Origin of the sequence: Agrobacterium sp. 33MFTa1.1, assembly GCF_004328495.1 — a bacterium.
In the GTDB taxonomy this organism is placed as follows: Bacteria; Pseudomonadota; Alphaproteobacteria; order Rhizobiales; family Rhizobiaceae; genus Agrobacterium; species Agrobacterium pusense.
Genome location: NZ_CP036358.1, coordinates 24,828 through 51,627 on the forward strand (window position 1 = coordinate 24,828; position 26,800 = coordinate 51,627).

A 26,800-nucleotide genomic window follows, 5' to 3' on the forward strand; every position below is an offset into this window, starting at 1 on the left:
AAGTCCCATGAGTCTCATCGGCAAGTTCGCCACAGTCGGCACAGCCACGCTCGGCAGCCGCATCTTCGGCTTCCTGCGCGAAACGCTGATGGCAGCCGCCGTCGGCACCGGGCCGGTGGCGGATGCTTTCAACGCCGCTTTCCGCTTTCCCAATACCTTCCGGCGGCTTTTCGCCGAGGGTGCATTCAACTCTGCCTTCGTGCCGCTTTTTGCCAAGGAAATCGAAGCGAATGGCATGGAAGGTGCAAGGCGCTTTTCGGAAGAGGTCTTCGGCGTCCTGTTCACGGTGCTGCTGGCCTTGACGATCCTGATGGAACTGTCGATGCCTTTCATCGTGCGCACGGTGATTGCTCCCGGCTTCGTCGATGACCCGGTGAAGTTCGAAAACACCATCCACCTTGCCACCATCATGTTCCCCTATCTTGCCTGCATGTCGCTGGCGGCGATGATGGGCGGCATGCTGAACTCTCTGCACCGTTATTTTGCGGCTGCGATTGCTCCCGTTTTCCTCAACATCATTCTCATCGGCGTGCTCGCGCTGGCATGGTGGAAAAATTACGATCCGCTTCAGGTCGGTTACGCGCTCTCATGGGGCGTTATGGCGGCAGGTCTTGTGCAGCTCGCCATCGTCTGGATTGCGGTGCGCAATGCCGGCATGCGCATTGGTTTCCGCAGGCCCCGGCTGACCAAGAACGTGCAGCGTCTTCTGGTCCTTGCCCTGCCGGCAGCCATCACCGGCGGCATTACCCAGATCAATCTGCTCATCAACACCAACATCGCTTCCGGCGGCGAAGGCGTCATATCCTCGCTTGCCTATGCGGACCGAATCTATCAACTGCCGCTCGGCGTCGTTGGCATTGCCGTTGCCACGGTGCTCCTGCCGGAACTGGCGCGGGCGCTGCGCGGCGGCCATATGGTGGAGGCCGGAAGCCTGCAGAACCGCTCGGTCGAGTTCGTGCTGTTCCTGACCCTGCCCGCCGCGGCCGCTCTTCTCGTCATGGCCGAACCCATCGTTCGTTTCCTGTACGAGCGCGGCAATTTCTCGCCCTCGGCCACCTTCACCGTTGCGCAAATTCTTGGCATCTACGGTCTGGGCCTGCCGGCTTTCGTGCTCATCAAGGCCTTTATTCCGGGCTTCTTCGCGCGCGAGGATACTCGTACGCCAATGATTTTCGCGGCGATTTCGGTTGTCGTGAACGTCTCGCTGGCACTGACGCTTTTCCCGCGTCTTGGCGGCCCGGGCATTGCCATTGCCGAAATCACCGCCGGCTGGGTGAATGCCGCCCTGCTGTTCGGCATGCTTTTGTGGCGCGGTCACTGGCACCTGGATATTCCGCTACTCACCCGTATCCCGCGCCTGCTCCTGGCCGCGGCACTGATGGCCGTATTTGTGCATTATGCGCTGACGTGGCTGACCTTCGAGCTGTCTTCCGCCTCGTCCATTTTCGTGCGGGCCGGCACGATCATGGGCCTCGTCTTTGCCGCCATGCTGGTTTATTTCGTCCTGGCTTTCGTGTCTGGAGGTGCCGACATCGGCATGGTGAAGCGGGCCGTCCGTAAGCGCGGAAAAAAGAACGTCGAGACGGAGGCTGGCTGATGTCCTTTGCTGAAAACCGCCGCATCGCCCTCGTTACCCTCGTGGTTGATGATTACGATCGGGCGAAGGCGTTTTATTGTGATGTTCTAGGCTTCGAGTGCCTCTCCGATCAGCCACTGGACGACGGCAAGAGGTGGCTGGTGGTCAAGCCGCGGGGCGCTGACGGTGGCGCCCTTCTGCTCGCCGAGGCCGATGGTGAAGAGCAGCGCCTTGCCATCGGCAACCAGACCGGCGGCCGTGTCGGATTTTTCCTGCATACCGACAATTTCCAACGCGATTATGAGACGATGCTTGCCCGCGGCGTGCGCTTTCTGGAACAGCCTCGCCATGAGGTTTACGGTTCCGTTGCGGTCTTTGTCGATCCCTATGGAAATCGTTGGGATCTTCTGGAGCCGCGCGGCTGACAGGCCCTGAAAGCGCTTGATTGCGAGGGGCTGCGGGTGCATAAGCGCGCGTGCAATTCCAATCACGGGGCGGGGCCCTCCACAAGCCTTTTCGAGGACGACAATGAACGCATTCAAGCCGCTGGTTTTCTCGGGCGTCCAGCCGACCGGCAATCTGCATCTCGGCAATTATCTCGGCGCGATCCGCAAATTCGTGGCGCTGCAGGAAGATAATGATTGCATCTATTGCGTCGTCGACATGCACGCCATCACCGCCCAGCTCGTTCACTCGGACCTGAAGGCGCAGACCCGCTCTATCGCGGCCGCCTTCATCGCCTCGGGCATCGATCCGGTGAAGCATATCGTCTTCAACCAGTCGGCCGTGCCGCAGCATGCGGAACTGGCCTGGGTGTTCAACTGCGTGGCGCGCATTGGCTGGATGGAGCGGATGACGCAGTTCAAGGACAAGTCCGGCAAGAATGCCGAACAGGTGTCGCTCGGCCTCCTTGCGTATCCGAGCCTGATGGCTGCCGACATTCTCGTTTATCGTGCCACCCATGTTCCTGTTGGTGACGACCAGAAACAGCATCTGGAACTCGCCCGCGACATCGCCCAGAAATTCAACATCGATTTCAGCGACCATATCCGCAAGGCGGGCCTCGGGCTCGATATAACGGTCGGCGATGAGCCGGTACACGCCTATTTCCCGATGGTGGAGCCGTTGATCGGCGGTCCGGCCCCGCGCGTGATGTCGTTGAAGGACGGCACCAAGAAGATGTCGAAGTCCGACCCGTCCGATCTGTCGCGCATCAACCTGATGGATGATGTCGATGCCATCTCGAAGAAGATCAAGAAGGCAAAGACCGATCCTGATGCGCTGCCGAGCGAAGTGGAAGGCCTCAAAGGTCGCCCCGAGGCCGACAACCTCGTTGGCATCTATGCCGCGCTTTCCGACAAGACGAAGGCCGACGTTCTTTCCGAGTTTGGCGGACAACAGTTCTCGGCTTTCAAGCCGGCCCTGGTCGAGCTCGCGGTGAATGTGCTGGCTCCCGTCAACAATGAGATGCGCCGCCTTCTCGATGATCCGACCCATATCGACGCCATCCTCAAGCAGGGCGGCGAACGGGCGGGCGCCATTGCCGAAAAGACCATGAACGAGGTGCGCGACATCATCGGCTTCCTGCGCTGACAGGTCGCTTCTGCTCGAATGCGTCGGGCGGTTTGCGCCTGTCGTGATTTGATATAATCTCCGCCCGAACCGTCGGGCGGTTTACGGATCACGGCGGACCTAGGGAGTGCAGAATGGTTTCAAAACGGCTGTCGCGTCTGGAAGGGCATCGTCGCAAGTTTCTTGCAGTTATCGATGACACGCCGGAATGCGAGAGGGCCGTGCACTATGCCGGTCGTCGCGCCAAGAACTCCAATGGCGGACTGGTGCTGCTTTACATGATCCCGGAAGGCGATTTCCAGCAATGGCTTGGCGTCGAGCAGATCATGCGGGCCGAGGCGCGCGAGGAGGCGGAAGCCACGCTTGCCAAGATCGCCCAGAAGGTGCGCGAGACGATCGGCATCGAGCCGGAAGCGGTGATCCGCGAAGGCAGCGCCACCGAGCAGATCCACGGGCTGATCGAGGAAGACCGCGATATCGCCATTCTCGTTCTGGCGGCGGGATCGACGAAGGAAGGTCCGGGACCGCTCGTTTCCTCCATCGCCGGGCGAGGGGCAGCCTTCCCGATCCCCGTCACCGTGTTGCCGGATACTTTGTCCGATGAGGAAATCGACGCTCTCTGCTGATCCGGTTTCGGGCGAGATTCAGGGCCTGACGATTTCTTGAATGTAATTATCATGTCAGGGCTTGAAGTGTAGCTTCGCCGGGCGTATTTTTTGGAAGAATTCTAAATTGCGGGGCGTGAACGGCGACCTCGAAGGAGACAGACGATGTTCATTCAGACGGAAGCCACGCCGAACCCGACAACGCTGAAGTTCTTGCCGGGCAAGGTCGTGCTCGAAAGCGGAACGGTGGAGTTCCTCAACCCGTCGCAGGCCCAGGCTTCGCCGCTGGCAGAGCGCCTCTTCTTGATACCGGGTGTGACCGGCGTTTATTTCGGTTTCGATTTCATCACCGTCACCAAGGACGGCGCGGAATGGCAGCACCTGAAGCCCGCCATTCTGGGCGCGATCATGGAACACTTCATGTCCGGCCGCCCGATCATGGGCACTGCCATTGCGGCCGAAGTATCGGATGAGGAAGGCGAGTTCTTCGAAGAGGGTGATGAAACCATCGTCGCCACCATCAAGGAACTGCTGGAAACCCGCGTCCGTCCCGCCGTGGCGCAGGACGGCGGCGACATCACCTTCCGCGGCTTCCGCGACGGCACGGTGTTCCTGAACATGAAGGGCGCGTGCTCGGGCTGCCCATCCTCCACCGCCACGCTGAAGCATGGTGTTCAGAATCTGCTTCGCCATTTCGTGCCGGAAGTGCGCGAAGTCGAAGCGGTATAATGCTGTAAAGCCAGATCATGATTGTTCTCGCACTCGACACCGCAGGTGTGGATTGTTCCGCCTGTATCTATGACAGCACCTCGGACAGGGTGCTTGGAGAAGTCTGCGAAACAATTGGCAAGGGCCATGCCGAAAGGCTGATGGCCGTGATCGATGGGGCTCTGGAGCAGGCGCAACTGTCGCTGCGGAATGTCGGGCGTATTGCTGTGACCATCGGCCCCGGGTCCTTCACGGGCATCCGGGTCGGTGTTGCCGCGGCGCGCGGTTTTGCCCTGTCGCTCGGCGTCGAGGCCGTCGGCGTCACCACGCTAGAAACGCTTGCCCTGCATCATCTGCTGCAAAACCCCGACCGGCCAGTGGCGGTCGGTCTGGATGCCAAACGTGGCGAAACCTATCTCCAGACATTCGGCATGGACGGATTACCACTCAACGAGGCGGCGCTTCTGTCTCTGGATGACGCCAAGAGTGTTCTTTCCGGTTTTAATGGTTCCGTCATCGGCTCCGCCGCGCCGCTGTTTGCAGGAGAGGAAAGCGGGTCCGGGCCGGACCACTTTCCGATTGCCTCCGTTGCCCGTGCTGGCGCGTGCAAGCCGGAAGGGCGGCCGAAACCGGCACCGCTTTATCTGCGTGGGCCGGATGCCCGGCCACAAACCGGTTTTGCGCTGGCACGTCAGGACGTTGCCTGATACGGCATGCATGAGTGCATGTTTCTGATTCCCGATTCCTGTTATGTTTGACGAATATCTAAGCTGGAAGCCCTATTTCGAGATCGTGCCGATGCAGCATGAGGATTGCGCCGCGGTTGCGGAACTGCATGCGCTGCGCTTTCCGCGCCCGTGGAACGACGGGGAGTTTTCGGGACTGCTGACGCAGGGATCGGTTTTCGGTGCCGTTGCCCGACAGACAAACGCCTTTTTCAGCAAGCCGCTCGGTGGATTCGTGCTGGCGAGGGAAGTGGCGGGCGAAGCTGAAATCCTGACCGTGGCCGTTGCCGAAAAGTTCGCACGTGCGGGGCTCGGCTGGCGTTTGATGCAGTCGGCCATCCGCGAGGCGATGATGCGCGGCGCAGAAACCATGTTCCTTGAAGTTGATAATAACAACGCGTCCGCTCTGGGTCTTTACAGGAAGCTCGGGTTCAAAACCGTCGCGGAACGCAAGGCCTATTACACCGCCAAGGATGGAACGAAGTCGACGGCGCTTGTCATGCGCCGCGATCTTCGCTAGTTCCCTGCGACAGGCATTTTTTCGGCGAAAGCCGCAAACCGGAATTCTCAAAAGGCCATAAGACGTGACAGACCTTTCGAAAACGCTGGAGGAGCTTTGTGCCGAACGCGGTATGCGGATGACCGACCAACGCCGTGTCATCGCCCGCGTCCTTCAGGAATCGGCCGACCATCCAGATGTCGAGGAGCTTTACCGCCGTTCCTCCGCCGTGGACCCGCGCATCTCGATTTCCACCGTCTATAGAACGGTGAAGCTGTTCGAGGATGCCGGCATCATCGAGCGTCACGATTTTCGCGACGGCCGTTCACGCTACGAGACCGTGCCCGAAGAGCATCACGATCACCTGATCGACCTGAAGAATGGCGTCGTCATTGAATTTCACTCGGCTGAGATCGAAGCTCTGCAGGAGAAGATCGCCCGCGAACACGGCTTCAGGCTCGTGGATCACCGGCTGGAACTTTACGGCGTGCCATTGAAGCCTGGCGAACACTGAGACGCCGGTGAACAAGCGGGCGTTCCCATCATGATGTGGCTGCGGACAGCCTATATTGCGGTCGTACTCCTGATCGTCACGCTTGTTTTGCTGCCGCTTCAACTGCTGGGCCTTGCCTTCGACTGGCGGCTCCGCCGCCGCATTCCACGCGTCTGGCATCGTATCGCCTGCCATGTTCTCGGTATACGCGTGCATGTCCACGGGGAAGTGGAGCGGGCAAAGCCGTTAATGCTCGCGGTCAATCACGCCTCATGGAAAGACATCCTCGTTTTGGGCAGCATTGCCGACGTGGTGTTCATCGCCAAGACCGAGGTGCGCGACTGGCCGGTTTTCGGCTGGCTCGCGCGGCTGCAGAAAAGCATCTTCGTTCAACGCGAGCAGAAACGCAGCACCGGCATGCAGGTGAGCGAGATCGCCAGCCGCATGGCCGATGGCGAGATCGTTGTCCTCTTTCCCGAAGGAACCACCTCGGACGGAAACCGCATGCTGGCCGTCAAATCCTCCCTCTTCGGTGCGGCGTCCACCGCCGCAGAACAGGTACAGGGCAAGCTTGTTTATGTCCAGCCGGTCGCCATCGCCTATACGCGGCTGCATGGCATGGCGATGGGGCGCTACCATCGCGTCATCGCCGCCTGGCCGGGCAGCATCACGCTCGTGCCGCATCTGCTCGGCGTCATCAAAGCGGGCGCCATCGATGTCGACGTGACATTTGGGGACAGCGTCCCGTTCCACAGCACCGACAACCGCAAGCGACTGGCGACCGATATCGCCGCCTCCATCCGCTCAATGCTGGCCTTCAGCCTGCGCGGCGGCTGGCGGAATTCGTGAGATCGTAGCTTTTCCAGCATTTTTCTGTTTAATCTGGCCGTGAAAAACACTAGATAGCCGCCATGACCCAGGAAACGCTTGGCCTTGACGCCCCACCCATGATCGCCCGCGAGGGTTCGAACAGCCAGCCCGCACCCATCGCGCGCGATGGGGCAAACAGCAGAAAGGTCTTCATCAAGACTTATGGCTGTCAGATGAACGTCTACGATTCCGTCCGCATGAGCGATGCGCTGGCGAAGGACGGTTATGTTCAGACGGAGGATATGGGCGAGGCGGACCTGGTTCTGCTGAATACCTGTCACATTCGCGAAAAGGCGGCGGAAAAGGTCTACTCCGCGCTTGGCCGCCTGCGGGACATGAAAAAGTCGCGCGAAGAGCAGGGTCGGGAATTCATGATCGGCGTTGCCGGCTGCGTGGCGCAGGCGGAAGGCGAGGAAATCCTTCGCCGGGCGCCCGCCGTGGATGTCGTTATCGGCCCGCAGACCTATCACCGCCTGCCGGAAGCACTGAAACGGGTACGTGGAGGCGAGCGCGTCATCGAGACCGAATACGCGGTTGAGGACAAGTTCGAACACCTGCCGGTTGCCGAGAAATCCACGCTGCGAACGCGTGGTGTTACGGCTTTTTTGACCGTGCAGGAAGGTTGCGACAAGTTCTGTACCTTCTGTGTCGTGCCCTATACGCGCGGTTCGGAGGTTTCCCGTCCCGTGCGCCAGATTGTTGATGAGGCGATGAAGCTTGTCGATGCCGGCGTGCGTGAGATCACGCTGCTCGGCCAGAACGTCAACGCCTGGCAGGGCGAAGGCCCGAAGGGCGAAAAATGGGGCCTTGCCGAACTGCTTTACCGGCTGGCGGAAATTCCGGGCCTTGCGAGGCTTCGCTACACCACCAGCCATCCGCGCGACATGGACGATCGCCTGATCGGCGCCCATCGCGACCTGCGCATCCTGATGCCTTATTTGCATCTGCCGGTTCAGTCCGGTTCGGACCGAATTCTGAAAGCGATGAACCGTCGCCATACGGGCGAGGAATACATCCAGCTTATTGAAAAAATCCGCGCCGCCCGCCCTGATATTGCCATGTCTGGAGACTTTATTGTCGGTTTCCCCGGCGAGACGGATCGCGATTTCGAAGATACGATGGCGATGGTCGAAACGGTGAAGTACGCGCAGGCCTTCTCGTTCAAATACTCCACCCGTCCCGGCACGCCGGGGGCCGACCTCACGGACCAGGTTGCGGAAGACGTGAAGGCCGAGCGGTTGGAAAGATTGCAGGCTCTCTTGCTGCGGCAACAGAAGGAATTTGCGGAGTCGCTGGTCGGAAAGACCATGGATGTGCTGCTGGAAAAGCCCGGCCGCATGACTGAGCAGTTGATAGGTCGTTCTCCGTGGCTGCAATCCGTGAATCTTGATGCAAAGACTTTGAAAATCGGTGACATTGTTAATGTACGAATCACCGCAACGGGTCCAAACAGCTTGTTTGCCGAGGTGGCAGAGAGTTAGAGTGGGGAGCCGACACTGATTGGGACAGGAGCCTGACCGCTTGAACGCACACGAATTGGTATCAAATTCATCGCGCCAGCCACGCCAAGCCGCGACCGACGCCAATCACTTCGTCCTCACGTTCGAGAATAACAGGATAGCGGGAGAGCTATTCGGTCAGTTCGATCAGAACCTGAAGCTTCTGGAGCAGCGCCTCAATATCGACGCTCGTCCGCGTGGAAATTCAGTCGCCATCACCGGCGATGTGGTCTCCACCAATCAGGCCCGCCGCGCGCTTGATTTCCTTTACGAGCGTTTGCTGAAGGGTGGCGCCGTCGAGCTTTCTGACGTCGAGGGGGCGATCCGCATGGCCGTCGCAGCGGACGACCAGCTGACGCTGCCGACCATGGAGCGCAAGGCGAAGATTTCCATGGCGCAGATTTCCACGCGCAAGAAAACCATTTCGGCGCGGACGCCCACGCAGGACGTCTATATGCGCGCCTTGGAACAATCCGAACTCGTTTTCGGTGTTGGCCCCGCCGGCACGGGCAAGACCTATCTGGCCGTGGCGCATGCCGCGCAGCTGCTGGAGCGTGGCGCGGTCGATCGCATCATCCTTTCGCGTCCCGCCGTTGAAGCGGGTGAGCGTCTGGGCTTCCTGCCTGGTGACATGAAGGAAAAGGTCGATCCGTATCTCCGCCCGCTTTATGACGCGCTGTATGACATGATGCCCGGTGATAAGGTGGAGCGCGCCATTCAGGCAGGCGTCATCGAAATTGCACCTCTGGCTTTCATGCGCGGCCGCACGCTTGCCAATGCCGCCGTCATTCTGGACGAAGCCCAGAATACGACGACGATGCAGATGAAAATGTTCCTGACGCGCCTTGGCGAAAACGGTCGCATGATTGTGACCGGCGACCCAAGCCAGGTGGACTTGCCGCGCGGCGTGAAGTCTGGCCTCGTGGAAGCCCTGCAGATCCTCACGGATGTGGAAGGCGTGTCCGTTGTGCGGTTCAAGGATGTGGACGTTGTCCGTCACCCGATGGTGGCGCGCATTGTCCGGGCCTATGAATCCCATACGGCTGTGCCGGATGAGAGCCTGCTGAAGGGCGACTGACGAAAAGACAATGACAGCTCTGGATATTCAAATCAGCATCGAGGCCGAAGGTTGGTCCTCGGAAGAGGACCTGTCTGCCTTTGCGTCAAAGACGCTGGATGCGGCGGTCGATTTTCTGAAGCGGGAAGAGGATCAACCCTTCCCGAAAATGCCGGTCGAGCTCTCGCTGGTCTTCACCGACGATGAAAATATCCGGGAAATCAATGCAGAGTGGCGTGACAAGGACAAGGCGACCAACGTCTTGTCTTTCCCTGCTTTTCCGCTGGAGCCGGGCGGAATGCCCGGCCCTATGCTGGGCGATATCGTCGTCGCGAGAGAAACGGTAGAGCGAGAGGCCCTTGAACTTGAGAAGAGTTTCGAGGATCATCTGACCCATCTTCTCGTTCATGGGTTCCTGCATTTGTTTGGTTATGACCACATGGACGAGGAAGAAGCGGAAGAAATGGAGTCGCTTGAGACTCGCATTTTGGCGGTGCTTGGCCTATCTGATCCCTATGCGGGTCAAGAACCGCTTTAAATATTGTCTGGAGCCATGAACGAACATTCTGCACGACCTGCCAATGAGGGCAGAGAAAACGGCGAGCAGTCCTCTTCGGAGGAGGGCAGTAGTCACTTACGTCAGGACTACAATGCCAAACCGAGATCGACCATCTGGTCGCGCATCGCGCGGTTGCTGAAACCGTCTCAGGGTGAGCGCCTGCGCGAGGATCTGACCGATGCGCTGATGGACGACACTGAAATAGGCGCCGCTTTTACGCCCGAAGAACGGGCGATGCTACACAACATCCTCCGTTTCCGTGAGATCAGGGTCGAAGATATCATGATCCCGCGGGTGGATATTGACGGTCTCGATCAGAATATGACGATTGGTGACGCGCTGATCCTGTTTGAGGAAACCGGACGTTCCCGCATGCCGGTTTATGAAGAGACGCTGGACGACCCCAAGGGGATGATCCATATCCGCGATCTGCTTGCCTATGTTGCCAAACAGGCTCGCAACAAGCGCCGGGTGGGATCGCGTGGCGTCGCTTACGGTGAAGTGAAGGCGCCGCGGTCGCCGCGGCCGAATTTCGATCTGGCGCGGGTCGATCTGGAAAAGACGGTTGCCGACGCCGGGCTGGTGCGCAAGATTCTTTTCGCGCCGCCCTCCATGTTGGCCTCCGATCTTCTGAAGACCATGCAGGCCCAGAGAACCCAGCTCGCCGTGGTGATCGATGAATATGGCGGTACCGACGGTCTTGTCAGCCATGAAGACATCGTCGAGATGGTGGTTGGGGACATCGACGACGAGCACGACAAGGACGAGGCGATGTTCTCGCGTCTTTCTGCCGATGTGCTCGTGGCGGATGCCCGCGCGGAACTCACCGAACTTGCCGAGGCTATCGGTCCGGAATTCGACGTGCGCGAACATCTGGAAGAAATCGATACGCTCGGTGGACTCATCTTCTTCGCGCTGGGCCGTATTCCCGCCAAGGGCGAGGTCGTTCGCGCCGTGCCCGGTTTCGAGTTTCAGATCCTCGATGCGGATACGAGGCGTATCAAGGGTGTCCGTATCGTACGCGATCATGGCTCCGAAGGGGAAGACGACCGCGCCCCCGGCGATGCCGGTGAGGTGATTGCATTGCCGCCGCCGGAGACGCGGTTGATCGCCCATCAGCAGAACGTGGACTGAAGGATAGACGGGTAGCCCCCGTCGATCCCGCCGTTTGATCTTCCGGATTCTGCGGGTTCGACTACCCGGGCATGAGATCCCGCTCGATCTGCCCTGCCTGATGTGGACGGCGAATCTTTTTTCCTTTACGTCGAAAGAAAGGGAAATTTCGCCGAATGGCTTGCCTGGAGCGGGTTTCCGGATGCGCATGATACGGAGATGGCATGGAGCGTCTTGCAGGCAGGGTGATGCTGGCCGGCGGCATGAGCCGCGCAGTGATGGCGATTGCTGCAGGCGCGGTCGGAGCGCTCGCCCTGCCTCCATTCGGTTTCTTCGCAGCGCTTTTCCTGTCTTTCACCCTGTTGGTCTGGCTGGTGGATGGCTGCACCGGCAAGCCGGGCGGCGGCCTCTTCAGCCGCATCCTTCCCGCTTTTGGTATAGGCTGGTGTTTCGGTCTCGGTTATTTCGTGGCTGGCCTGTGGTGGCTGGGCAACGCGCTTCTGCTTGAAGCGGATGAATTTGCCTGGGCGCTGCCGCTTGCCATCCTTGGGCTTCCGGCCTTTCTGGCGCTGTTTTACGGTTTCGCGGTTGCTGCGGCCAATCTTGTGTGGTCGAACGGTCTAGGCCGGATCGCCGCCCTTGCCGCCGCATTCGGATTTACGGAATGGCTGCGCAGTTTCCTGGCGACGGGCTTTCCGTGGAACGCCATAGGTTACGGCATCATGCCGATCCCGGTCATGATGCAGTCGGCGCATCTGATCGGTCTTTTCGGTGTGACCACGCTTGCCGTTTTCATCTTCGCGTCCCCCGCGCTCATCGCCACGAGAAAAGGCATGTGGCCCGGCCTTTCCCTGGCGGCGCTGCTGCTGGCCAGCCATGTGGGTTATGGCTTCTACCGCCTCCAGACACCCGCGGAGACACCGGCAGATGCGGTGACAGTCAGAATCGTCCAACCGTCCATCGATCAGTCTCGCAAGATGCTGAATGATGACCGCGCCGAGATTTTCGGCGAGCATCTGCGGTTGACAGCCCTGCCTCCGGGCGAAGGCAAAAAGCGCCCCGACATCATTGTCTGGCCCGAAACCTCGGTGCCGTTCATCCTGACGCAAAATCCCGACGCGCTGGCCGAGATCGCAAAGACGCTGCAAGACGGGCAGGTGCTCTTCACCGGAGCCGTCAGGATGGAAGATGCGGGTGCTGGCAGGCCGCCGCGTTATTATAACTCGGTCTACGCCATCGACAGTCAGGGAGAAATCATCGGCGCGACGGACAAGGTCCATCTGACCCCCTTTGGAGAATATGTTCCCTTCGAGGGTATCCTGCGGGAGTTTGGCATTGATAATGTCATCGCCCTGCCCGGGGGCTTTTCAGCAGCCTCTTCGCGCACGCCCCTGACGCTTCCATCCGGAAAGACCTTTTATCCGCTGATCTGTTACGAGATCATTTTTCCCGGTGAGATGACTCCGGCTCTCGTTGGCTCGGCGGCGATCCTCAACGTGACGAATGACGGCTGGTTTGGTGATACGCCTGGGCCGTATCAGCACTTTCTTCAGGCCAGGGTGCGGGCGGTTGAGACGGGTGTGCCGGTGATTCGCGGTGCCAATACGGGTATCTCGGCGGTTATAGACCCTTATGGCCGCATTATTGCCGGATTGGATTACGGTCGGGTGGGCATTGTTGACGCCACTTTGAGTGGTGGGTCAAACGACGCATTTACTTACGACACACATCGGACGTATTTCTGGTTGATTTTTTCCGTGATGATGATCGCTGCGGTATTTCCTGCCTGGAGTTTTGCCCGGCGCCAGAATTGACCGGGAACTCCTGCAATTGCATAGTGAATACGTCAGTCGTAAAACAAGTTTAGCTGCTGTCGAAATACCGGCTCATTTCTTCGAATAGTAATGAAGCGAGATATCAACCCATCCGAGTGTCAGGACCGCATGATGACCGAAAATAAGAAAAAGCCTAACCCCATCGACATTCATGTCGGAAGCCGAATTCGTCTTCGCAGAACCATGCTCGGCATGAGCCAGGAAAAACTGGGTGAAAGTCTCGGAATTACCTTTCAGCAAATTCAGAAGTACGAAAAGGGCACGAACCGTGTTGGCGCCAGCCGCCTGCAGAATATCTCGGCGATCCTCAATGTACCGGTTTCCTTTTTTTTCGAAGACGCACCCGGCGATCAGGCTGGCGGTACATCCGGCATGGCGGAAGCCTCGAGCTCCAATTACGTCGTCGACTTCCTGTCTTCGGCTGAAGGTTTGCAGTTGAATCGCGCCTTCGTGAAGATCGCCGACCCGAAGGTCCGTCGCCGTCTGGTCGATCTCGTCAAGGCGCTCGCCGCCGAGGGCGATGCCGAGTAGGGCCTGGCCCCTGCAGCGCAGAAAATTTCCGGCATGGGATGCCGGGCACTCAACGGTCCGCAGGGACCGTTTTTTTGTGCCAGATTAGAAAGGAATTCTCACATAAAGATATATTTATGTGGTTGTGTCCTTGTTTTTCGCGGCCGAAATGACTAACAAACTCGAAGACCGTTCTTTGAGGGGAATCCCGCATGCGTGCCAATTATCTGTTCACCAGCGAGTCCGTGGCCGAGGGTCATCCGGACAAGGTTTGTGATCGTATTTCCGATGAAATCGTGGATCTCATTTACCGTGAAGCGGCCAAGACGGGCGTGGACCCGTGGACCGTGCGCATCGCCTGCGAAACGCTTGCAACGACCAACCGCGTCGTGATTGCGGGTGAGGTTCGGGTTCCCGATACGCTGCTGAAGAAGGACAAGGACGGCAAGGTCCTCAAGGACGCAGCCGGCCATCCGGTTATCAATCCCTCGAAGTTCAAATCCGCCGCCCGCAAGGCTATCCGCGATATCGGCTACGAGCAGGATGGTTTCCACTGGAAGACCGCCAAGATCGACGTTCTCCTGCATCCGCAGTCGGCTGATATCGCGCAGGGTGTGGACAACGCTTCCGACAAGCAGGGCGACGAGGGTGCCGGCGACCAGGGCATCATGTTCGGTTACGCCTGCAAGGAAACGCCTGACCTCATGCCGGCGCCGATCTATTATTCCCACCGTATCCTGCAGCTGCTGGCCACCGCCCGTAAAAGCGGCGAAGGCGAGGCGGCGAAGCTCGGCCCCGATGCCAAGAGCCAGGTGACGGTTCGTTACGTCGACGGCAAGGCTTCCGAAGCCGTTTCCATCGTGCTGTCCACGCAGCATCTCGATGCAAGCTGGGATTCGAAGAAGGTTCGTGCTGTTGTCGAACCCTATATCCGCGAAGCGCTTGGCGACCTGAAGATCGCCGACGATTGCCAGTGGTATATCAACCCGACCGGCAAGTTCGTCATCGGCGGTCCCGATGGTGATGCCGGCCTGACCGGCCGCAAGATCATCGTTGACACCTATGGCGGTGCTGCCCCGCACGGTGGTGGCGCATTCTCGGGCAAGGACACGACCAAGGTCGACCGTTCCGCCGCCTATGCCGCCCGCTACCTCGCCAAGAACGTCGTGGCTGCCGGCCTCGCCGAGCGCTGCACCATTCAGATTTCTTATGCAATCGGCATTGCCCAGCCGCTGTCGATCTATGTCGATCTGCATGGCACCGGCAAGGTCAGCGAAGATCAGGTCGAGGCCGCGATCCGCAAGGTCATGGACCTTTCGCCATCGGGCATTCGCCGTCATCTCGATCTCAACAAGCCGATTTACGCCAAGACGTCTTCCTATGGTCATTTCGGCCGTAAGGCTGGCCGCGACGGCTCCTTCTCCTGGGAGAAGCTCGATCTGGTGAAGCCGCTCAAGGAAGCTTTGAGCGCTTAAGCATTTCCAGTAAAAGTGCGTAGCGGTTTTACGTCCGGAAAATGCGTCAACTGGATATCGCGCTTGTTATTTGGCGGCGATTGAGAGATACCGTCACCGAGTTTTGTAACCCGCACAGTGCCTCACGGGGTGCTGTGCGGGTTAAGTCTATTTGGTCTTGAGAGTATGAGATGACGGAAGAACGGCGTTCGCGCGCGACGGAAGCGTTTTTTGGCAGGCGCAAGGGCAAGCCCCTGCGCAATCAGCAGGTCGATACGATCGAAAATCTGCTGCCTTTGCTGAAAATCGATCTGGAAAGCGTGCCCCCGCAAAATCTCGCCGCGCTCTTTCCGGCAGATGTGCGATCGATCCGTCTGGAGATCGGTTTCGGCGGTGGCGAACATCTCGCCCACCGCGCGGTCGAAAATCCCGAGACGGGTTTCATCGGTGTCGAACCCTTCGTCAATTCCATGGCCAAACTGCTTGCCACGGTTCGCGAACGTGAACTGATGAATATCCGCCTTTACGACGATGATGCGACGCAGTTACTCGACTGGCTGCCTGAAGGATCGATCGATCACATCGATCTGCTTTATCCCGATCCCTGGCCGAAGAAGAAGCACTGGAAGCGGCGTTTCGTGTCAGACGTCAATCTCGCCCGTTTCCATCGTGTGTTGAAACCCGGCGGCAAGTTCTGCTTTGCGTCCGACATCGACACTTACGTCAACTGGACGCTGCAGCATTGCGCCCGGCACGGCGGCTTTGACTGGACGGCGACAAGCGCTGATGACTGGCGCACGCCCTATGCCAACTGGCCGGGCACGCGTTACGAGAACAAGGCAAAAAGAGAAGGCCGCAGCTCGGCCTATCTCACCTTCATCCGTCGCTAAAGCATTTCAAGTAAAAGTGTGCAGCGGTTTTACGTCCGGAAAATGCGCTAACGGCAAGACCCCTTAAAGGGCCGCGTCAACTTCCGCTGCCTGCGGAATGGAAGGCTGCGCGCCGGCACGCGTGCAGGCGAGTGAGCCTGCGACTGCGGCCCGCTTCAGAGCCCTTTCGAAATCCATTCCCTGATCGAGGCTCGCGGCGAGATATCCGCAGAAGGTATCGCCCGCACCAACCGTATCGACCGGCTCGATCTTCAGGCCGGAAGCCCTGTAGAGCTTGCCATTACGAATGGCGATCACGCCATCCGCACCGAGCGTGACGATCAAAGTCTGGCCGGTCCTCTCGTGAAGGGCCTTGAGTTCGTTTTCCCGCTCGTCGCTGGAGAGGCCATTCTTGCCGATCAGCAGCTCGAACTCGGTTTCATTGGCGATGACGATATCGGCAAGGCCGGCGAGACGCGGTCCGTCCGCGGTCAGCGGTGCTGTGTTGATGACGGTGGTGACGCGTTTCGCCTTTGCGGCCGTCAGTGCAGCTTCGATGGCGGGTGCCGGTATCTCGAACTGCAGCATGAGAATATCGCTTGGAGCCATTTCGGATATGGTCTTTGCCGCGTCGGATGCCGAGACCTCACCATTCGCAGCGGGAATGACCGAGATCATGTTCTCTCCGCCTTCGCCGATCAGGATAACCGCCGTTCCAGTCGGGCCGGGCGCGGTTTTGACCAATGACAGATCGGTTCCCGCGTCCCGCAGCAAGGTCAGTGCTGGAGCGGCAAAGGTGTCATCACCCGCAGCGCCCGCCATCTTGACCGCGGCGCCCGCACGCCGTGCGGCCAGCGCCTGATTGGCTCCCTTGCCGCCGGCGGCCGTGGAGAATGTCTCTCCCGTTACGGTTTCACCGGGCTTGGGCAGACGTTTGGCGGTCGCGACGAGGTCCATGTTGATGGAGCCGAAAACAGTAATCATGGGGCGCTGGGTCCGTATGAAATTTAAGCAAGGCGGCGACTTTGCCCGAGACGATCACTCGTCGTCAACCACCCGCAATTTGGCCGCACCGGCTCGGTTTTCGGCAAAGCGCCGGGCCTGCTCGATTTCTCCGTGCGGCACGTCTTTTTCCGTTGGTGAGAAATCGAGCCCCTCGATTTTCTGTCCGCGCGCCAGCACCTTGTCGGAGGAGATAAGCATCATGTCGACGTCCTTCTGCGCCAGCCCGAAATGGGCCTGCAGCTTCCGCGTCCGATCGTCCAGCCGCCGCACATCGTCCATGAGCAGCGCCACTTCACCCTGAATGAGATGCGCCTGTTCGCGCATGCGCTGGTCTTTGAGCACGGACTGGATGACCTGTACCGACAGCATCAGCAGCGATGGCGAAACGATGACCACCCGGGCGCGATGGGCGCGCTGCACCAGATATTCGAAATGCTGGTGGATATCGGCGAAAATCGATTCCGACGGCACGAAGATGAAGGCGGTATCCTGTGTCTCGCCGCGAATGAGATATTTCTCGGCGACATCGCGAATATGCACCTCCATGTCCCTGCGGAACTGCTGCACGGCGGCACGTTTGGTTTCCGGCGTCTCGTCCGCCTTGATGGCGTTCCAGGCTTCCAGCGGAAACTTGGCATCGATGACGAGCGGCGGCGCATTGTTCGGCATCTTGATGGTGCAGTCCGGCCGGTAACCGTTGGAAAGTGTCGGCTGCAGCTGGAAGGAACCCGGCGGCAGGGCGTCGGCGATCAGCGTCTCCATGCGCGCCTGTCCGAAGGCTCCGCGTGTCTGCTTGTTGGAAAGTATCGCCTGAAGCCCGACCACGTCCTTGGCCAGATCCTGAATATTGCCCTGTGCGGCATCGATGACCGCCAGGCGCTCCTGAAGGCGGCTCAGATTTTCATGGGTAGACCGGGTCTGCTCCGTCAGCGTTTCGCCCAGCCGCTGCGACATGCCATCAAGACGCTGGTTCAGCGTCTGGCTCATCTCCGTCTGACGCGTGCCGAGCGTTTCCGCCATGGCCGCGATCCGGCCATGCAGTTCGGACTGGGTTTTGAGCAGGTCGGAGATCTCGCCATCGGCCCCAGCTTTCTTCGACCGGTTTGCCGTCACAAGCCATGTAACGACAAGGCCGAAAATCGCGGCAGCGAGAAGCGCGCCGAAGCTGATATCGACTGAGCCGGCCCGCAGCGCGGGTTGAAGGAGAACGGAGAAGTCTGTGTTCATGACTAAATCTAGCAGATTTCGATCGATTCGGAAGATCAAAACAAGAACATTCCTGCGGCGGAAATGAGTCCGGCAGAACGGATGCCGCGAGCCGTTTTCATCGTCGTGTTTTTTATTTCCTCCGCGCGAGAGATACGTTATGGGAAGCCATGACCATCAAACCGCTTATCATTTTGCCCGATCCCGTGCTGCGCCAGCAATCGAAGCCCATCGAAAAGGTGGATGCCGAGGTGCTGCGTTTGGCGGACGACATGCTGGAAACGATGTATGATGCCCCCGGCATCGGCCTTGCCGCCATCCAGATAGGTGTGCCGCGCCGGTTGCTGGTGATCGATGTTGCGCGTGAAGGCGAAGAAAAGACCCCGATCGTCTTCATCAATCCGGAAATCCTCAAGGTTTCGGATGATATTTCCACCTATGAGGAAGGCTGTCTCTCGATTCCCGATTATTATGCCGAGGTGGAGCGCCCTGCGTCGCTCACGGTGCAATATGTCGGTCGTGACGGCAAGCAGCAGACGGTCGAGGCGGATGGTCTGTTGGCAACCTGCCTGCAGCATGAGATCGATCACCTGAATGGTGTTCTGTTCATCGACCATATCTCGCGGTTGAAGCGGGACATGGTCATCAAGAAATTTACGAAAGCAGCCCGCGCAAAAGTCTGATCCGTCGCACAGCTGACGGAGCGGAAGACAGGGCAGGGGGCAATCATGGCTCTTCGCATCATATTCATGGGCACGCCGGATTTTTCCGTTCCGACGTTGCGTGCACTGGTGGAAGCGGGCCACGAGATTGCTGCCGTCTATACCCAGCCACCGCGTCCAGGCGGCCGTCGCGGCCTTGATCTGCAGAAATCGCCGGTGCATCAGGCTGCGGAACTGCTGGGCTTACCGGTACTGACACCCTTGAATTTCAAGGCGGAGGAAGATCGCCAGCAGTTTCGGGATTTCAATGCCGATGTCGCGGTCGTCGTGGCTTACGGGCTGCTGCTGCCTGAAGCGGTCCTCTCCGGCACGCGGCTTGGCTGTTACAATGGTCACGCTTCGCTGCTGCCGCGCTGGCGCGGCGCGGCTCCCATCCAGCGGGCGATCATGGCGGGTGACACCGAAACCGGCATGATGGTCATGAAAATGGAAAAGGGTCTCGATACCGGCCCTGTTGCACTTACGGCAAAGGTCACGATCGGCGAGAACATGACGGCCGGCGAGCTGCATGACAGCCTGATGCTGACAGGCGCTCGGTTGATGCGTCAGGCGATGGACAAGCTGGAAGCAGATGACCTGCCCCTCGTCCCGCAAGCGGAAGAGGGCGTTCTATACGCGGCAAAAATCGACAAGAGCGAGACCCGTATCGATTTTTCAAGGCCGGCGCAGGATGTGCATAATCATATTCGCGGCCTTTCGCCGTTTCCTGGCGCATGGCTGGAGATGGAGATCGGCGGCAAGCCCGAGCGCGTCAAGGTACTGGCGTCCGAGCTCGCCAGCGGAATGGGCGAGGCAGGCAGCGCACTGGATGATGTTCTCACCATTGCCTGCGGCAGCGGCGCCGTACGGCTCACCCGTTTGCAGAAGGCGGGCGGCAAGCCGATGTCGGCGGCCGATTTCGTGCGCGGTACCCCGGTTCCGGCCACTACGAGGCTGGGCTGATGCCACGCTTCCGCATGACCGTCGAATATGACGGTACGCCCTATTATGGCTGGCAGAGACAGGAAAACGGCCCCTCGGTTCAGGGTGCGCTGGAGGCTGCGGTTCGGTCGCTGACCGGCGAGAGCGTTTCCATTCGCGGCGCTGGCCGCACCGATTCCGGCGTGCATGCCGTTGGGCAGGTTGTCCATGTCGATCTCTCGCGAGACTGGGAGCCCTACAAGCTACGCAATGCCATCAATGCGCATCTCGCCATGGCGGGTGAAGCGGTGGCCGTGCTCGATGCCGCTTCCGTGACTGAGGATTTCGACGCCCGTTTTTCCGCCCTTCGTCGGCACTATCTCTACCGCATCGTCTGCCGCAAAGCCCGGCTGGCGCTGGAGCACAAGCGGGCGTGGTGGGTGTCGAAGGACCTCGATCACGAGTGCATGCATGAAGCTGCCCAGATGCTCGTCGGCCGGCATGATTTCACCACCTTCCGCTCCGTGCACTGCCAGGCGAACAGCCCCGTGCGCACGCTCGACCGGCTGGATGTGACGCGCAATGGCGATCTCATCGAGATACGCGCGACGGCGCAGAGCTTCCTTCATAACCAGATCCGCTCTTTCGCCGGCACGCTGAAATTGGCAGGCGAGGGCACGATGACGCCAGAGGACGTGCGTGCCGCACTGGAGGCACGCGATCGAAAAGCCTGTGGCCCGGTCGCACCGCCGGACGGTCTTTACTTCATGCAGGTCGATTATCCCGACGTCATTCCGCCGCGCCGCCACCTCGAACCCGAGGTGACGCAGGATGCGGATTGACGTCTAATTCTCTCAGGCCGGATAGACACCGAGAAAGCGCTGCAACGCTTCCGACAGAAGCATGCCGGGCACCAGTAGCGTCATGACGATGGCGGAGACGAGCAGCGACTGGTCGCGGATAAAAAACCGCACGATCCGTGAAAAGGCAAAGACCAGCGACAGAAGCAGCGCCAGCCACAAAATCGCGATCAGCCCCTGCAACGGTGGCAGGAAGAACGCAATCAGGATCAGAACGGCGTAGGCGTATGAGAAGGGCAGCGACAGCCAGTTCATGGTGGTGACGAGAGGCGTGAATTTTTCACGTGCGCCAAAGGCAAAGAGCAACATGCCGATCAAAAGCAGCGGCACGATCCAGCAAATGGCCTCCACCATCGCCAGGCGAAAGAAGAAGATGAACCCCGTTCCTGTTCCCGGCGGGTAGCTGGCGAGAAACGCTGCCCGCAGCCACAGCCAGGAAACCAGCATGGCGGGCAGGCACCAAAGGACGGAATAGAAGGACCGCCACATGCCGCGTTCGGTCAGGTCCAGATAACGTGCGCCATTATGGTCGCCGAGCAGCAACAGCCACAGGCCCGTCAGATAGAGCCTTACTTCACTTGCCGTCGGCATGGGCGAACCAGCGCTCGATAAAGGTTTCGTAAATGCGCGTCAGCGTCTCAAGATCGGCAATGGCTACCCGCTCATCGACCATGTGCATGGTCTGCCCGACAAGGCCGAACTCCACGACAGGGCAATAGTCCTTGATGAAGCGCGCATCCGACGTGCCGCCGGTGGTCGAAAGCTTTGGCTCCTTGCCGGTGACGGCTTCGACCGCGCCTGAGAGCGATGAGATGAGCGCATTGTTCCGGGTCAAAAAGACATGGGCCGGTCGGTCCGCCCAGACGATCTCGTACTTTACCGGTGTGCGGTCGGGGCGGAGCTCGCCGTCTGCCGCAGCGGCATCGAGGCGGCGGATGATTTCCGCCCGAAGGCTCTCCGCTGTCCATGTGTCGTTGAAACGGATGTTGAAGGAGGCAGTCGCCCGCGCCGGGATCACATTGGTGGCGGCGTTGCCGGTGTCGACGGTCGTTACTTCGAGATTGGAAGGCTGGAAATTATCCGTGCCGTGATCAAAGGGCGGATGCATCAGCGCATGCGTCAACTGCAGCAGACCGCGAATTGGGTTGTCGGCGAGATGCGGATAGGCAGCGTGGCCTTGCACGCCATGGACCGTGATGCGACCGGAGAGCGATCCCCGCCGGCCGATCTTGATCATGTCGCCCAGCTGGTCGGGATTGGTCGGTTCCCCGACGACACACGCGTCCCACGTCTCGCCCTTTGCAGCAGCCCATTCCAGCAGCTTGGAAGTGCCGTTGATTGATGGGCCTTCCTCGTCACCGGTGATCAGGAAGGAGACGGAGCCCTGCGGCTTGCCGTGTTTTTCAATATGGCGGGCAATGGCGGCAACAAAACAGGCAATACCGCCCTTCATGTCCACCGCACCGCGACCGAACATTTCGCCACCGGCAATCTCTGCGGCAAAAGGCGGGTGACTCCACGCGGCCTCATCCCCAACGGGAACCACATCCGTATGGCCCGCAAACATCAGATGTGGCCCCTCGTTGCCGAGACGGGCATAGAGGTTCTCTACATCGGGTGTTCCCGCCTCGCTCGCCACCATTTTTTCCACCACGAAACCGAGCGGCGAAAGCAGGTTGTCGAGCAGAGTAAGCGCGCCGCCTTCCGCAGGCGTCACCGAAGGGCAACGGATGAGGGCGGCGAGATTGGCAACGGGATCGGTCGTGGTCATGGTATCAGCTTTATATCAGTCGCGCAGAAGCTCGTTGATGCCGGTCTTGGAGCGGGTCTTTTCATCGACGCGCTTGACGATCACGGCGCAATAGAGGCTGGGGCCCGGCTCGCCATTCGGGAACGGTTTGCCCGGCATGGTGCCGGCAACGACGACGGAATAGGGCGGGACTTCGCCGTAGGTGATCTCGCCGGTGGCGCGATCAACGATCTTGGTCGATTTGCCGATGAAGACGCCCATGCCGAGAACAGCACCCTCGCGCACGATGCAGCCTTCCACGACTTCCGAACGCGCACCGATGAAGCAATTGTCTTCGATGATGGTGGGCCCTGCCTGCAGCGGCTCCAGAACGCCGCCGATACCGACGCCGCCGGAGAGATGCACGTTCTTGCCGATCTGCGCGCAGGAGCCGACCGTTGCCCAGGTATCGACCATCGTGCCTTCATCGACATAGGCGCCGAGATTGACGAAGGAAGGCATCAGCACGACGTTCTTGGCCACGTAAGCCGAGCGGCGCACGATGGCGTTTGGCACCGCGCGGAAACCGGCGGCGCGGAACTGGTTTTCACCCCAGTTTTCAAACTTCGACGGAACCTTGTCCCACCAGGTGGCTTCGCCCGGACCACCGGTCACGATTTCCATGTCATTGAGACGGAAGGAGAGAAGCACGGCCTTTTTCAGCCACTGGTTCACCTTCCAGTTTCCATCCGCCTGCTTTTCAGCAACGCGTGCCTCGCCGCTGTCGAGAAGTTGAAGAGATGTGTCCACGGCGTCGCGAACCTCGCCCTTCGTCGATACATTCACGCTGTCGCGGTTGTCGAAGGCGGTTTCGATGATCGTTTCGAGGGAAGAGAGATCCGTGAGGCTCATGGAAAATTCCTTAAAGTCGCGTGTGTTCGTGGTCACGGCGGGTTCCGTGCCGCTGGAAGGCTTTGGCCATTTGATCTAAGGGAGTGTTGGAAAGGCGTCAATGCGATTTGGGTGATTTGGCGCCGCAGATGAAAGGCATGGAAATGACACGACTGAAAAACGGCAAATTGCGGCGCAAGGACGGGGTATGGGACCCGTTGAAGCGCAGCGCTGTGGACAAGCAGCAGGCCGAGGTCGTTGTCAAGACGCCGCAGTCGGACTCCCCGTCCTACCGGCTGGCCTATGTGGATACGGACTTTCTCTGCCGCGAGGAATTGCGACCCGTCAGGCTGCAGCTGGAACTTCTGAAGACGGAAATGGCGCTCACCGAACGCGGGATAAATTCCACCGTCGTCATGTTTGGCGGCGCCCGCATTCCCGAACCGGGAGGAGAGGCCTGGGCGGCGCGCAATGAAACGCAGAAGCGCAATCTCGAGCAATCCTCGGTTTATTACGACGAAGCACGCAAATTCGCCCGCCTTTGCACCGACTACGGCGCGAAATCCGGTCACCTGGAATATGTGGTGGTCACCGGCGGCGGTCCCGGCGTCATGGAGGCGGGTAACCGGGGCGCCATGGATGCCGGCGGCCCTTCCATCGGCCTCAATATCGTCCTGCCGCACGAGCAGGCGCCCAACCCTTATGTAACGCCGGAACTGAGCTTCAATTTCCACTACTTCGCGATCCGGAAAATGCACTTCCTGATGCGGGCAAAGGCCGTGGTGGTTTTCCCCGGCGGTTTTGGCACGCTCGATGAGCTTTTTGAAGCCTTGACGCTGATCCAGACCAAGCGCATGGCCCCGATCCCTCTCATTCTTTTTGGAGAAAAGTTCTGGCGATCCGTCGTCAATTTCGAGTTCCTGGCGGATTTCGGCACCATCGCTCCCGAGGATATGAATCTCCTGCACTTTGCCGAAACGGCGGACGATGCCTGGAAGATCATCTCCGACTACTACGAACACTGAAGATGCACGGCGCGGCGAAGTATTATTAGGGCTTAATTAGCAATCATATTCTAACTTCGCCCTGTCGCGCTGCAGCGCACTGTCCCATGCGGACGGGCCTCCATGACGGAGATTGTCATCCGTTGACGTCAGCTCCTTCGGGTTGACGATTTCCATTGGGGCCTAAATGTTCAATCTCAAAGTGAAGTCGCTTGCGACCAAGCTGATCCTAGTAACCGGCTGTGCCATCACCACGGTTCTCGTTGCATCCAATTCTTTCCTCATCTCCCAGACCAGTGAGCGCGTGCACGCGTTGACCATGGATCAGGCCAATACGGAAGCCCGCGCCATCGCCAACGTCATCGCCGCCGATGTCGGTGAACTCGGCAGCGCTGCCCGCTCAATGGCTGGCGTCATCGGTCGGGCGCATCAGGCGAAGTCGATGGATCGCCCTGGCATCGTCAACATCCTCAAGGCCAATGTGGAGCAGAATACTTTTGCATTCGGCAGCTGGTTCTGCGAACAGCTCGGTCTTTTCGATGGTCAGACGACAGAGATCGCCAACAGGCTCGATCTCGGCACCAACGCGACCGGCGCCTTCGCACCTTACTGGTCCAAGACCCAGAAGGGCGATATCCAGTTCTCGACCTTCAAGAACGATTACGCAGCGGAGTGGTATGCGCTGGCCGCCAAGACCGGCAAGGGAGCGATTACCCAACCTTATCTCGCCGAAGGCACGGAAGTGCCGACCACCATGACCTCGCTTGCCTATCCCGTCATGTCGGATGGCAAGATGATCGGCGTGGCGGGTGTCGATATTTCGCTCGCGTCTCTCACCCAGAAACTGCAGGCTCTGCATCCTTTCGAGACCGGCCGTGTGACGCTCGTCTCCCAGGGTGGCCAGTGGCTGGTGCCGCCGACGCCCGAGCAGAACATGAAAGCCTATGACGGAGAGGGCGCAGCCACTGTCCAGACCGCGATCGCTTCGGGTAAGCAGGGCCTCATCGAAGACCTCGGCCTTGATACCGACGCGCCGTATAACCGTCTCGTTTATCCCTTCGCCGTTCCAGGGCTCAACGCAACCTGGGTCGTCCTTGTTGATATTCCCCATCAGGCCTTGAACGCTCCGGTTCAGGAGCAGACCTATCTGATGATCATCGGTGCGATCGTCATTCTTGCCGCCGTCATTGCAGCGCTTTATTTTGCAGTCCGTTATTTCGTTCGCAACCCGCTTGCATCGCTAGTTACCGACGTGAGGACGCTGAGCGACGGTCGCTACGACGTGCCCGTCTCCGGTCAAGACCGGCAGGATGAGACCGGTTCGGTTGCGACAGCGCTTGAAGGTTTCCGCGCCAAGCTTGCCGGCATCCGTGAGATGGAGGCCGAAGCCGACGCCCAGCGTGGTCACGCCGAAACGGAGCGCCAGCGCTCTGAATTCGAGCGCAATGAAAACAGCCGCATGCAGCAGCACATTGTCAGCGTTCTCGGTTCCGGCCTGAATGCCCTGTCGCAGGGCAATCTGACCTACCGCATTCAGGACGAGTTCCCGGGTGAGTATGCAAAGCTGCGCGAGGACTTCAACTCGGCGCTTGCCAGCCTCGAGGAAACGGTTTCCACCGTCAACGCAACCGTCGTCAGCATCGGCAATGGCACCGGTGAGATCACCCGCGCCGCCAGCGATCTCTCGCATCGCACGGAACAGCAGGCCGCCAGCCTTGAAGAAACTGCCGCTGCGCTTAACGAGCTGACCGCCCAGGTCAATTCCAGCGCCGAAAACGCCGCAGAGGCGGCCGGTGCCGTCAGCCATGCCTGTGAAGACGCCGGCAAGTCTGGCGAGGTTGTGCAGCAGGCCGTGAACTCCATGCAGGGCATTGCGCAATCTTCGGCGGAAATCTCTCGCATCATCGGCGTCATCGACGAGATCGCCTTCCAGACCAATCTTCTGGCGCTGAATGCCGGGGTGGAAGCGGCCCGCGCGGGTGATGCCGGCAAGGGCTTTGCCGTTGTCGCACAGGAAGTGCGCGAACTCGCGCAGCGCTCTGCAACTGCTGCCAAGGAGATCAAGGGTCTCATCAACACCTCGGCCACGCAGGTGGGCGAGGGTGTTCAGCTGGTCGGCAAGGCCGGCGACACGATGAAAAAGATCGCCGATCAAGTTCTGCAGATCAACCAGCTTATACGGCAGATTTCGGCCTCAGCCAGTGAGCAGGCGGTGGGCCTGAAGGAAATCAACTCCGCCGTTACGCAGATGGATCAGGTCACCCAGCAAAATGCGGCGATGGTGGAGGAAACCACTGCGGCCAGCGTGACGCTCAACAGCGAGGCCGAAACGCTCAAATCGCTTGTCGCCGGTTTCGTAGTTTCCGGCGGTCAGCCCAGCCAGCAATTGCGTGCCGCCGCTGCGGCCATGCGCGCTCCCGCTGCTGCCGCCCCGACGTCCGCCCGTCCAGCTGCGCCCCGCGCGCGTCCTAGAACCAGCGGCGCAAATGCGCTGGCTCAGGATGACTGGACGGAATTCTGATGCGGTTTTCCGTTTGAA

27 protein-coding genes are annotated in these 26,800 nt (G+C 59.6%); 22 read left to right on the forward strand and 5 right to left on the reverse strand.

From position 1 onward, the window contains the following. The first annotated feature begins 7 nt into the window (after positions 1-7). The 17 genes from murJ (at position 8) to trmB (ending at position 15,965) form a co-directional block, all read left to right on the forward strand. Positions 8-1,597 (forward strand): murein biosynthesis integral membrane protein MurJ, encoded by a 1,590-nt coding sequence (murJ, locus tag EYD00_RS00115; protein ID WP_034496109.1) that lies wholly within the window; start codon positions 8-10, stop codon positions 1,595-1,597. After that, entirely contained in the window at positions 1,597-2,001 is a 405-nt protein-coding gene (locus EYD00_RS00120; RefSeq protein ID WP_004439584.1) for a VOC family protein, read from the forward strand. The genes murJ and EYD00_RS00120 overlap by 1 nt, the downstream gene beginning before the upstream one ends. A 103-nt stretch (positions 2,002-2,104) precedes the next feature. Beyond that, complete coding sequence (trpS, locus tag EYD00_RS00125) at positions 2,105-3,169, forward strand: tryptophan--tRNA ligase (RefSeq protein WP_004439588.1); 1,065 nt, start codon at positions 2,105-2,107, stop codon at positions 3,167-3,169. A 113-nt stretch (positions 3,170-3,282) separates the two neighbouring features. Next, positions 3,283-3,774, forward strand: coding sequence for a universal stress protein (locus EYD00_RS00130; protein WP_003503758.1), 492 nt, complete (start codon positions 3,283-3,285; stop codon positions 3,772-3,774). A 144-nt stretch (positions 3,775-3,918) separates the two neighbouring features. Continuing rightward, positions 3,919-4,482 carry a NifU family protein gene (locus tag EYD00_RS00135; RefSeq protein WP_004439594.1) on the forward strand — a complete coding sequence of 188 codons (564 nt, stop codon included), beginning with the start codon at positions 3,919-3,921 and terminating at the stop codon, positions 4,480-4,482. A gap of 17 nt (positions 4,483-4,499) precedes the next feature. Then, positions 4,500-5,168 (forward strand): tRNA (adenosine(37)-N6)-threonylcarbamoyltransferase complex dimerization subunit type 1 TsaB, encoded by a 669-nt coding sequence (gene tsaB / locus EYD00_RS00140; protein ID WP_004439597.1) that lies wholly within the window; start codon positions 4,500-4,502, stop codon positions 5,166-5,168. A gap of 43 nt (positions 5,169-5,211) precedes the next feature. Continuing rightward, complete coding sequence (locus EYD00_RS00145; RefSeq protein ID WP_004439599.1) at positions 5,212-5,706, forward strand: GNAT family N-acetyltransferase; 495 nt, start codon at positions 5,212-5,214, stop codon at positions 5,704-5,706. Positions 5,707-5,770: 64 nt separating this feature from the next. After that, entirely contained in the window at positions 5,771-6,199 is a 429-nt protein-coding gene (locus EYD00_RS00150; RefSeq protein WP_004439602.1) for a Fur family transcriptional regulator, read from the forward strand. Positions 6,200-6,229: 30 nt separating this feature from the next. After that, positions 6,230-7,027 carry a lyso-ornithine lipid O-acyltransferase gene (olsA, locus tag EYD00_RS00155; RefSeq protein WP_034496106.1) on the forward strand — a complete coding sequence of 266 codons (798 nt, stop codon included), beginning with the start codon at positions 6,230-6,232 and terminating at the stop codon, positions 7,025-7,027. A 62-nt stretch (positions 7,028-7,089) separates the two neighbouring features. Continuing rightward, complete coding sequence (gene miaB, locus EYD00_RS00160) at positions 7,090-8,529, forward strand: tRNA (N6-isopentenyl adenosine(37)-C2)-methylthiotransferase MiaB (protein ID WP_004439608.1); 1,440 nt, start codon at positions 7,090-7,092, stop codon at positions 8,527-8,529. Positions 8,530-8,569: 40 nt separating this feature from the next. Further along, positions 8,570-9,625 (forward strand): PhoH family protein, encoded by a 1,056-nt coding sequence (locus tag EYD00_RS00165; protein WP_004439610.1) that lies wholly within the window; start codon positions 8,570-8,572, stop codon positions 9,623-9,625. Positions 9,626-9,635: 10 nt separating this feature from the next. Continuing rightward, positions 9,636-10,142, forward strand: a complete 507-nt coding sequence (ybeY, locus tag EYD00_RS00170; protein ID WP_004439612.1) for an rRNA maturation RNase YbeY — start codon at positions 9,636-9,638, stop codon at positions 10,140-10,142. A 15-nt stretch (positions 10,143-10,157) separates the two neighbouring features. Then, positions 10,158-11,297: a hemolysin family protein gene (locus EYD00_RS00175; RefSeq protein ID WP_004439615.1), complete on the forward strand. Its 1,140-nt coding sequence runs from the start codon at positions 10,158-10,160 to the stop codon at positions 11,295-11,297. A gap of 203 nt (positions 11,298-11,500) precedes the next feature. Beyond that, on the forward strand, positions 11,501-13,090 hold the full coding sequence (gene lnt, locus EYD00_RS00180) for an apolipoprotein N-acyltransferase (protein WP_004439618.1): 1,590 nt from the start codon (positions 11,501-11,503) through the stop codon (positions 13,088-13,090). Positions 13,091-13,222: 132 nt separating this feature from the next. Further along, a complete protein-coding gene (locus tag EYD00_RS00185; protein WP_004439621.1) occupies positions 13,223-13,642 on the forward strand; it encodes a helix-turn-helix domain-containing protein in 420 nt (139 codons plus the stop codon). A gap of 191 nt (positions 13,643-13,833) precedes the next feature. Beyond that, a complete protein-coding gene (gene metK / locus EYD00_RS00190; RefSeq protein WP_004439623.1) occupies positions 13,834-15,096 on the forward strand; it encodes a methionine adenosyltransferase in 1,263 nt (420 codons plus the stop codon). A 170-nt stretch (positions 15,097-15,266) separates the two neighbouring features. Further along, on the forward strand, positions 15,267-15,965 hold the full coding sequence (gene trmB / locus EYD00_RS00195; protein ID WP_004439625.1) for a tRNA (guanosine(46)-N7)-methyltransferase TrmB: 699 nt from the start codon (positions 15,267-15,269) through the stop codon (positions 15,963-15,965). A 63-nt stretch (positions 15,966-16,028) separates the two neighbouring features. Here the strand turns inward: trmB and EYD00_RS00200 are convergent, their stop codons facing one another. After that, positions 16,029-16,928, reverse strand: coding sequence for a ribokinase (locus tag EYD00_RS00200; RefSeq protein ID WP_004439628.1), 900 nt, complete (start codon positions 16,926-16,928; stop codon positions 16,029-16,031). Positions 16,929-16,982: 54 nt separating this feature from the next. Next, on the reverse strand, positions 16,983-18,176 hold the full coding sequence (locus tag EYD00_RS00205; protein WP_004439630.1) for a DNA recombination protein RmuC: 1,194 nt from the start codon (positions 18,174-18,176) through the stop codon (positions 16,983-16,985). 149 nt (positions 18,177-18,325) lie between these two features. On the opposite strand from EYD00_RS00205, the gene def reads away from it, so the two are divergent. Genes def through truA form a run of 3 tightly spaced genes read left to right on the forward strand, consistent with a single transcriptional unit; the run spans position 18,326 to position 20,619 of the window. Further along, positions 18,326-18,838 carry a peptide deformylase gene (def, locus tag EYD00_RS00210; RefSeq protein ID WP_004439632.1) on the forward strand — a complete coding sequence of 171 codons (513 nt, stop codon included), beginning with the start codon at positions 18,326-18,328 and terminating at the stop codon, positions 18,836-18,838. A gap of 45 nt (positions 18,839-18,883) precedes the next feature. Next, the gene (gene fmt, locus EYD00_RS00215; protein WP_004439636.1) at positions 18,884-19,819 is read left to right on the forward strand and encodes a methionyl-tRNA formyltransferase; all 936 of its coding nucleotides are present in this window, start codon (positions 18,884-18,886) and stop codon (positions 19,817-19,819) included. Continuing rightward, positions 19,819-20,619, forward strand: coding sequence for a tRNA pseudouridine(38-40) synthase TruA (truA, locus tag EYD00_RS00220; protein WP_004439639.1), 801 nt, complete (start codon positions 19,819-19,821; stop codon positions 20,617-20,619). The genes fmt and truA overlap by 1 nt, the downstream gene beginning before the upstream one ends. Positions 20,620-20,631: 12 nt before the next feature. On the opposite strand, the gene EYD00_RS00225 is transcribed toward truA, so the two are convergent. Genes EYD00_RS00225 through dapD form a run of 3 tightly spaced genes read right to left on the reverse strand, consistent with a single transcriptional unit; the run spans position 20,632 to position 23,278 of the window. Further along, positions 20,632-21,228: a hypothetical protein gene (locus tag EYD00_RS00225; protein ID WP_004439642.1), complete on the reverse strand. Its 597-nt coding sequence runs from the start codon at positions 21,226-21,228 to the stop codon at positions 20,632-20,634. Further along, positions 21,212-22,408, reverse strand: coding sequence for a succinyl-diaminopimelate desuccinylase (dapE, locus tag EYD00_RS00230; RefSeq protein ID WP_004439645.1), 1,197 nt, complete (start codon positions 22,406-22,408; stop codon positions 21,212-21,214). The genes EYD00_RS00225 and dapE overlap by 17 nt, the downstream gene beginning before the upstream one ends. Positions 22,409-22,423: 15 nt before the next feature. After that, complete coding sequence (dapD, locus tag EYD00_RS00235) at positions 22,424-23,278, reverse strand: 2,3,4,5-tetrahydropyridine-2,6-dicarboxylate N-succinyltransferase (RefSeq protein WP_004439646.1); 855 nt, start codon at positions 23,276-23,278, stop codon at positions 22,424-22,426. Between the two features lie 143 nt (positions 23,279-23,421). On the opposite strand from dapD, the gene EYD00_RS00240 reads away from it, so the two are divergent. Together EYD00_RS00240 and EYD00_RS00245 are read left to right on the forward strand one after the other, a co-directional pair. Continuing rightward, entirely contained in the window at positions 23,422-24,282 is an 861-nt protein-coding gene (locus EYD00_RS00240; RefSeq protein WP_004439649.1) for an LOG family protein, read from the forward strand. Between the two features lie 166 nt (positions 24,283-24,448). Further along, positions 24,449-26,782: a methyl-accepting chemotaxis protein gene (locus EYD00_RS00245; protein ID WP_004439652.1), complete on the forward strand. Its 2,334-nt coding sequence runs from the start codon at positions 24,449-24,451 to the stop codon at positions 26,780-26,782. Positions 26,783-26,800 lie beyond the last annotated feature (18 nt).

Excerpts from the sequence above, each read along its gene's own strand:
- murJ (WP_034496109.1), top strand. The coding sequence starts at position 8 with ATGAGTCTCATCGGCAAGTTCGCCACAGTCGGCACAGCCACGCTCGGC.
- EYD00_RS00120 (WP_004439584.1), top strand. The coding sequence starts at position 1,597 with ATGTCCTTTGCTGAAAACCGCCGCATCGCCCTCGTTACCCTCGTGGTT.
- trpS (WP_004439588.1), top strand. The coding sequence starts at position 2,105 with ATGAACGCATTCAAGCCGCTGGTTTTCTCGGGCGTCCAGCCGACCGGC.
- EYD00_RS00130 (WP_003503758.1), top strand. The coding sequence starts at position 3,283 with ATGGTTTCAAAACGGCTGTCGCGTCTGGAAGGGCATCGTCGCAAGTTT.
- EYD00_RS00135 (WP_004439594.1), top strand. The coding sequence starts at position 3,919 with ATGTTCATTCAGACGGAAGCCACGCCGAACCCGACAACGCTGAAGTTC.
- tsaB (WP_004439597.1), top strand. The coding sequence starts at position 4,500 with ATGATTGTTCTCGCACTCGACACCGCAGGTGTGGATTGTTCCGCCTGT.
- EYD00_RS00145 (WP_004439599.1), top strand. The coding sequence starts at position 5,212 with ATGTTTGACGAATATCTAAGCTGGAAGCCCTATTTCGAGATCGTGCCG.
- olsA (WP_034496106.1), top strand. The coding sequence starts at position 6,230 with ATGATGTGGCTGCGGACAGCCTATATTGCGGTCGTACTCCTGATCGTC.
- miaB (WP_004439608.1), top strand. The coding sequence starts at position 7,090 with ATGACCCAGGAAACGCTTGGCCTTGACGCCCCACCCATGATCGCCCGC.
- ybeY (WP_004439612.1), top strand. The coding sequence starts at position 9,636 with ATGACAGCTCTGGATATTCAAATCAGCATCGAGGCCGAAGGTTGGTCC.
- EYD00_RS00175 (WP_004439615.1), top strand. The coding sequence starts at position 10,158 with ATGAACGAACATTCTGCACGACCTGCCAATGAGGGCAGAGAAAACGGC.
- lnt (WP_004439618.1), top strand. The coding sequence starts at position 11,501 with ATGGAGCGTCTTGCAGGCAGGGTGATGCTGGCCGGCGGCATGAGCCGC.
- EYD00_RS00185 (WP_004439621.1), top strand. The coding sequence starts at position 13,223 with ATGACCGAAAATAAGAAAAAGCCTAACCCCATCGACATTCATGTCGGA.
- metK (WP_004439623.1), top strand. The coding sequence starts at position 13,834 with ATGCGTGCCAATTATCTGTTCACCAGCGAGTCCGTGGCCGAGGGTCAT.
- trmB (WP_004439625.1), top strand. The coding sequence starts at position 15,267 with ATGACGGAAGAACGGCGTTCGCGCGCGACGGAAGCGTTTTTTGGCAGG.
- EYD00_RS00200 (WP_004439628.1), bottom strand. The coding sequence starts at position 16,928 with ATGATTACTGTTTTCGGCTCCATCAACATGGACCTCGTCGCGACCGCC.
- EYD00_RS00205 (WP_004439630.1), bottom strand. The coding sequence starts at position 18,176 with ATGAACACAGACTTCTCCGTTCTCCTTCAACCCGCGCTGCGGGCCGGC.
- def (WP_004439632.1), top strand. The coding sequence starts at position 18,326 with ATGACCATCAAACCGCTTATCATTTTGCCCGATCCCGTGCTGCGCCAG.
- fmt (WP_004439636.1), top strand. The coding sequence starts at position 18,884 with ATGGCTCTTCGCATCATATTCATGGGCACGCCGGATTTTTCCGTTCCG.
- truA (WP_004439639.1), top strand. The coding sequence starts at position 19,819 with ATGCCACGCTTCCGCATGACCGTCGAATATGACGGTACGCCCTATTAT.
- EYD00_RS00225 (WP_004439642.1), bottom strand. The coding sequence starts at position 21,228 with ATGCCGACGGCAAGTGAAGTAAGGCTCTATCTGACGGGCCTGTGGCTG.
- dapE (WP_004439645.1), bottom strand. The coding sequence starts at position 22,408 with ATGACCACGACCGATCCCGTTGCCAATCTCGCCGCCCTCATCCGTTGC.
- dapD (WP_004439646.1), bottom strand. The coding sequence starts at position 23,278 with ATGAGCCTCACGGATCTCTCTTCCCTCGAAACGATCATCGAAACCGCC.
- EYD00_RS00240 (WP_004439649.1), top strand. The coding sequence starts at position 23,422 with ATGACACGACTGAAAAACGGCAAATTGCGGCGCAAGGACGGGGTATGG.
- EYD00_RS00245 (WP_004439652.1), top strand. The coding sequence starts at position 24,449 with ATGTTCAATCTCAAAGTGAAGTCGCTTGCGACCAAGCTGATCCTAGTA.